Annotated in this window: 3 protein-coding genes and 2 pseudogenes; 1 reads left to right on the top strand and 4 read right to left on the bottom strand. The window is 56.4% G+C overall.

Annotated features, from left to right (window positions below):
• Window positions 1–168 precede the first annotated feature (168 nt).
• A pseudogene (locus ENH71_RS04095) lies at window positions 169–3135 on the top strand (Tn3-like element IS3000 family transposase); the annotation flags it as partial.
• Between the two features lie 70 nt (window positions 3136–3205).
• Here ENH71_RS04095 and ureC read toward each other — a convergent pair.
• The 4 genes and pseudogenes from ureC to ENH71_RS04075 all read right to left on the bottom strand — a co-directional run.
• Window positions 3206–4705: pseudogene (gene ureC, locus ENH71_RS04090) on the bottom strand (urease subunit alpha); the annotation flags it as partial.
• A 21-nt stretch (window positions 4706–4726) separates the two neighbouring features.
• Window positions 4727–5032, bottom strand: a complete 306-nt coding sequence (locus ENH71_RS04085; protein ID WP_088275339.1) for an urease subunit beta — start codon at window positions 5030–5032, stop codon at window positions 4727–4729.
• Window positions 5033–5042: 10 nt separating this feature from the next.
• Window positions 5043–5345, bottom strand: coding sequence for an urease subunit gamma (gene ureA / locus ENH71_RS04080; RefSeq protein WP_088275341.1), 303 nt, complete (start codon window positions 5343–5345; stop codon window positions 5043–5045).
• A gap of 15 nt (window positions 5346–5360) precedes the next feature.
• Window positions 5361–6133, bottom strand: a 773-nt coding sequence (locus ENH71_RS04075) for an urease accessory protein UreD (RefSeq protein WP_294137500.1), incomplete at its 5' end; no start/stop codon positions are given.

Genomic DNA, 6133 nt, shown 5'->3' with positions numbered 1-6133 from the left:
GGGGTTCTAGGGATTTTCCGTCCAAATGCGACATTCAGACTGCTAAGTGATTGATTTATTGTGACTGGCTATGTGAAGCGCCAAAAAAGTAATACCCCTCTGGAGGCCGCGGACGGCGTGGCCTCCAGAGCACTTTGTCGTTTTTGGACGGAAAATCCCTAGAACCCCTTATATGGACCCCCCGCTTTCACCTCCGCCGACCAACGCTTCTTTTTCTCGCTGAACGATAAGGAACTGGCGATCGCTAAAAGCCTCCGTCATCGGGGCCAGCGTTACATGCTGGTGGTACTGCTGGGCTATTTCAAAGCCAAGCCGGTGGTGCTGAATCCCGGCTTTCATCAGATCAAGCAGGACCTCAAATACGTTTATCAAACCGTTCTACCAGGCCCAGGCTGTAGACCCTTTAATCTCACGCCAAAAGAGAACGAACGGATTTACCAACGTGTTTTCCAGCTCTGCAACTACCAGCGCTGGAATGTCAAAGACCATGGAGCGGCGTTGAGAGATTACTTATCCCAGCAAGCCAGAGCCTGGACAGCGCCTAGGCACCTCTTCGATGCGGCCATTGAATATTGTTCGGGGCAGAAGATCGCAATCCCTGCCTACAGCACGCTGCAAAAGATCATCAGTCAGGTGGTGGGAGACGAACAGGAACACATGGCCGCGCACCTTGAGCGTGCAATGTCACGCGGTCTTAAGCAAGCACTGGCGGAGCTCGTGAACGGCACAGGTCCACTGCCGTTCCGACAGTTGCGACAATCGGCTCGTAACTTCACCGGAACCGAGTTGGAGAAAGAACTGATTGTCTATCGCCATATCCAGCATTGGATGCCGGAAGTGGATCTGCTGTTGAGCACGCTATCACTGTCGCAGAAAAATCTGCAACACCTGGCAGAGAAAGTCGACTACTACGGTGCCAAACTGAAACGTCAAACCGTAGGCAGCCAATGGCTGTATTTATTGTGCTATCTTCAAACGCGATGGCAGCAAGCGCTGGAACGTATTGCCGATGGCTTTGTGCATCATGTCAGACAGACCAAACAGAAGGCAAAGGATTATGCGCAGGAAGCGGTGTTTAAGGATTGGCAAAAAGCAGCTAAAAATGTCAGCAAGGCAGCTGAAGTACTGCACCTGTTCATTGATGACAGCATTGATCTGCAACTACCGTTTGCAACAGTAAGACAGCAAGCACTGAGCCTGCTGACCAAAAGGGATCTGGAATCTGTATGTCTCTTCCTGAACGAGCAGCGACGATCGGTCGATGAAGCCATGTGGCAGTACTGCGACGAGAAAGAAAGTCTGCGGAAAGGTTTGCTGCGAGAGTTGTTCCTATGTCTGCGCTTCGAAGGCTGCGACGGCACCCAGCACTTAGCGGCCGCCTTGGCGAAAACACAAAACGAACTCAACGGCCAGGACGCTCAGTTGCAAACTGCCGACACCAGACTCCTTTCCAAAAAATCACGTGAATTCCTGCTGGATGGTGAAGGGAATATCCTGATCGATCGTTATGAGTGGTTCCTCTATCAACAGATTCCTGATCGCCTGAATGGCCAGCTGACGCTGCCTGATATCACTAAATACCGGGCACTCGACGCCGACCTGATCGACGGGGAACATTGGCGAAAAAACAAATATACGCTGCTTCAACAGAGCCATTTTACAAAATTAGCGGAGGAGCCTGAAAAGCTGATCAAACAGATGGCCATGGAATTGGATACCCGTTTGTACGAAGTCGGCGAATATCTTGAACAGGAAGACAACCGGAATATCATCTTGCGTAATCCGCAGGGTAAACGCTTCTGGCGCCTGCCTTCGGCCAGCAAACATCATCTGGTCAACAATCCCTTCTTCCAGCAAATTCCCACAACGGGGATTGCGGATGTACTGCGCATGGTTGATCGTGACACCGGTTTCATTGACTGCTTCGCTCATGTGCTGGGTTCCCAATCCAGAAGCCGTTCCCATGAATATGACCTGTTGGCAATTCTGGTCGGCAATGCAACCAATCAAGGCATTTACGGCATGGCACAGATCTCTGATCGTACCTATGATCAGCTCAGCACTATCCAGGCGAACTATCTTCGCCTGGAAACATTGAATGCTGCTAACGACAACATCAATAACGCGACAGCCAAGCTACCCATCTTCCGGTACTACAACATCCAGGAAGATGTGATCCACGCCAGTGCCGATGGTCAAAAGTTCGAAGCCCGGCGCGAGACCTTCAAAACCCGTTATTCGTCGAAGTACTTTGGCACTCAAAAAGGTGTTTCTGCCATGACCTTGATCGCCAATCACGCTGCGATCAACGCCAGAGTGATCGGCGCCAACGAACATGAATCGCACTACATCTTTGATTTGTTGATGAGCAATACGTCAGACATCATTCCGGATGTGCTCTCAACCGATACCCATGGGGTGAACCATGTGAACTTCGCGTTACTGGATCTGTTCGGATACCAGTTTGCCCCACGCTATGCCCAGGTTGGCAAAGTGATCAATGACATGTTTGATGTCAAGGAAGACAAAGAACACCGAATTCAGCTGTGCTTAAAAAAGCCAATCAATACCCATCGTATTGCGCAGCACTGGGATACCATCCAACGGATTGCAGTATCACTTAAGCAGCGGAAAACAACGCAAGCCACCTTGGTGAGAAAGCTCTCGGAGTACAAGCGCAATCACCCGCTGCTGGAAGCCCTGACGGAATACAATCGCCTGGTGAAAGCGAATTATCTACTGTGCTACATCGATGATGCCAGTTTAAGAAACTATGTTCAGCGCGCGCTGAACCGGGGAGAGGCCTATCACCAACTGCGTCGGGCCGTGAGCAGCGTCAATGGGGATCAGTTCCGGGGCAGTTCAGACGAAGAAATCCAGCTATGGAATGAGTGCGCTCGCCTGGTCACCAATGCCATCGTTTACTTCAACTCCAGGATACTCAGCCAGCTGTTGACCAGCTTCGAATACCAAGGAGATACCAAGAGAATAGATATCGTCAAACAGGCATCCCCTGTGGCCTGGCACAACATTAACCTCAAGGGGACTTACCACTTCGAATTGAGCGAAAAATTGCCAGATCTGGAGGAGCTTATGCGCTCAATCGAGGGATATTTACCCGTCAGCGAAAAGTAATACCCCTCTGGAGGCCACGGACGGCGCGGCCTCCAGAGCACTTTGTCGTTTTTGGACGGAAAATCCCTAGAACCCCAGCATCAATCGCCGCCTGCGAGACGAAGGTCAGGCAGGTGGTGTCCATGCCCCGCCCGAAGGCGCCAAACATCGGCCGGTAATGCACCGGTTGCGGTGTCGGGATGGAGGCGTTCGGATCACCCATGGGCGCAGCCGCAATGGCCCCGCCCTTGAGAATCAGGCTCGGTTTGGTGCCGAAGAAGGCAGGCTTCCACAGCACCAGATCCGCCAGCTTGCCGACTTCAATCGAGCCGACCACATGACCGACGCCCATGGTAATGGCCGGGTTGATGGTGTACTTGGCGATGTAGCGTTTGACCCGCGCGTTGTCGGACCAGTCGTCGTCGCCTTCCAGCGGGCCGCGCTGGACTTTCATCTTGTGCGCGGTTTGCCAGGTGCGGGTAATCACCTCGCCGACGCGGCCCATGGCCTGGGAGTCGGAGGAGATCATGCAGAAGGCGCCCAGGTCATGCAGGATGTCTTCGGCGGCGATGGTCTCGCGGCGAATGCGCGAGTCGGCAAAGGCCACATCTTCGGCGATGGCCGGATCAAGGTGGTGGCAGACCATCAGCATGTCGAGGTGCTCGTCGACCGTGTTGATGGTGTAGGGCCGCGTCGGATTGGTCGAGGACGGCAGCACGTTGGATTCGCCGCAGGCCTTGATGATGTCCGGCGCGTGACCGCCACCGGCACCCTCGGTGTGGTAGGTGTGAATTACCCGACCGTTGATGGCCGCCAGGGTATCTTCAACAAAGCCGGATTCGTTCAGGGTGTCGGTATGGATCGCCACCTGCACGTCGAAGGCATCGGCCACGCTCAGGCAGCAGTCAATCGCCGCCGGAGTGGTGCCCCAGTCTTCGTGCAGTTTCATGCCCATGGCACCGGCCTGAATTTGCTCTTCCAGCGGGTCCGGCAGACTGGCGTTGCCCTTACCGAGAAAGCCCAGATTCATCGGGAAGCATTCGGCCGACTGCAGCATCTTGCCGATATGCCAGGCACCCGGGGTACAGGTGGTTGCGTTGGTGCCGGTGGCCGGGCCGGTGCCGCCACCGATCATGGTGGTCACACCGGACATCAGCGCCTCATCAATCTGCTGCGGGCAGATAAAGTGAATATGCGCGTCGATGCCACCGGCGGTAAGGATCATGCCCTCACCGGCGATGACTTCGGTGCTCGGGCCGACGATGATATCGATTCCGGGCTGAATGTCCGGGTTGCCGGCCTTGCCGATGGCCTGGATGTTGCCATCCTTGATCGCCACGTCGGCCTTGATAATGCCCCACCAGTCAACGATCAGGGCATTGGTGATGACGGTATCCGGCGTCTCGGCGCGGGTACGCTGGCTCTGGCCCATGCCATCACGGATGACCTTGCCACCACCGAATTTCACTTCTTCGCCGTAGCGGGTCAGGTCCTTCTCGACGCTGATCCACAGTTCGGTATCACCGAGGCGAACGCGGTCGCCGGTGGTTGGGCCGTACATTTCCGCATAGGCCTGTCTGCTGATTTCCATTGTTCGCTTCTCCCAATCTGCTCAGAGACTGCCCATGACGTCGCCACGGAAGCCATACACCTTGCGCTCACCTGCCAGCGCTACCAGTTCTACCTCGCGGCTCTGCCCCGGCTCAAAACGCACCGCGGTACCGGCGGCGATGTTGAGACGAAAGCCTCGCGCCGCATCGCGATCAAACTGCAGCGCCGGATTGGTCTCGGCAAAGTGGTAATGGGAGCCGACCTGCACCGGACGATCACCGCTGTTGGCCACACTGATCACCAGCGTTTCGCGTCCTTCATTCAGTTGCAGCACGCCGGGGCGGGTCTGCACTTCTCCTGGAATCATGACGAGCTCCTCAGGGAATCGGGTTATGAACGGTGACCAGCTTGGTGCCGTCCGGGAAGGTGGCTTCGATCTGGACCTCGGCGAGCAGCTCCGGCACACCGGGCATCACCTGCTCGCGGGTCAGCAGCGTGCGGCCATAACTCATCATCTCGGCTACGCTGCGACCATCGCGCGCGCCTTCCATGATGGCAGCGCTGATATAGGCCATCGACTCGGGGTAATTCAGCTTTACGCCACGGGCCAGCCGGCGCTCGGCCAGCAGCGCGGCGGTAAACAACAGCAGCTTGTCTTTCTCGCGGGGGGTCAGCTCCATGAAGAGGGCTCCATCTCAAGTGTTCCAGATGCGTGGTGCGCAGGGTTCCCGCCCGTTGATCAACGGACGCAACTGCCGCCACAGACGAATAAAGGTATTACGCGCATGCTCGGCATGCAGGCCAAGATAACGGCCGATCAGCAGCCCGTTGCGCTGGGTCAGCGCCAGCTCCGGGCAGTCGGTCAGGCTGTCACGCAGATCATCCATCTGCTGGCGGTCCAGCTGCACGGTCGCCAGCCAGGTACCACTGACGCCACAGCCGCCAAGCCCCCAGCGGGCTTCCAGCAGCGGGTCGCCACCAATGAACTGGTTGCGCTCGATATAGATCGGCCGGCCATCGCGCCAGACATCCAGCCGCTGGTCTACCTGACCATAGCTGAAGCCCTCTCCCGCTGCAGGGCGGCCCAAACAGAGCAGATCCCAAGCCACGCAGCGAGCGTCCACGGCGAGATCGATGCGGGTAATCATGCGCGCGTGGCAGCCCTCAAAGGCGATGGTGTCCTGCGGCAGATACTCCAGACTGCTGCCAGCCGCCAACGTAAAGCGATTGTGCTGTACCTGCAGGGTGCCGTTATCACGGGCACGGTAGAACTTGCCGGAGGATGGCGTAGTCAGGACAGCACAAGCGTTCTCCTGCATGTCGGCCTGCAGACGCAGATTGTCACCACTGACCAGCCCACCCGGCGGATGCAGAATATACAGATGCGGGCAGTCCAACCCTTCCGGGGTAAACGGACGCTGCACGCGCAGCGGGCCTCGATGACTGGTATGGGCAAGTTGTGTACGCG

It is taken from the genome of Pseudohongiella sp. (assembly GCF_011050365.1).
In the GTDB taxonomy this organism is placed as follows: Bacteria; Pseudomonadota; Gammaproteobacteria; order Pseudomonadales; family Pseudohongiellaceae; genus Pseudohongiella.
The sequence above is the reverse complement of the archived record's forward strand: the minus strand, read 5'-3'. Positions and strand labels throughout refer to the sequence as shown.